We start from the raw sequence: 375 nt of genomic DNA on the forward strand, positions 1-375 counted from the left end.
CGCCGTCGGCGAAGCGGACGGGTTCGCGGACCTGGCGCACCCAGTAGTCCGGGTCGGTCAGTTCGCCGGCCTCGGCGGGCCGCCCGGTCAGGTTGGAGACGACCGTGATCGCGGGCTCGGCGTACGACACCCCCTCCAGGACCGTGCGGAACTGCGCGAGCATCGGCTCCATACGGTGCGAGTGGAAGGCATGACTGACCGTCAGCCGCTTCGTCTTGCGCCCCTCGGCCGCGAACCGGGCCGCCACCCGAAGCACCGGCTCCTCGTCACCGGACAGCACCACGGACTCCGGCCCGTTCACCGCCGCGACACACACCGCCCCTTCCAGCGCCGCCGCCACCTCCGCCTCACTCGCCTGCACCGCGACCATCGCAC

At 72.5% G+C, this 375-nt stretch carries 1 protein-coding gene; it reads right to left on the reverse strand.

Features of this window, described 5'->3' with window-relative positions:
• A partial coding sequence (locus tag ALMP_RS37765) for an acyltransferase domain-containing protein (RefSeq protein WP_264936498.1) occupies nt 1-375 on the reverse strand: 375 nt, incomplete at both ends.

The sequence above is a fragment of the Streptomyces sp. A012304 genome (assembly GCF_026008495.1).
Classification (GTDB): Bacteria; Actinomycetota; Actinomycetes; order Streptomycetales; family Streptomycetaceae; genus Streptomyces.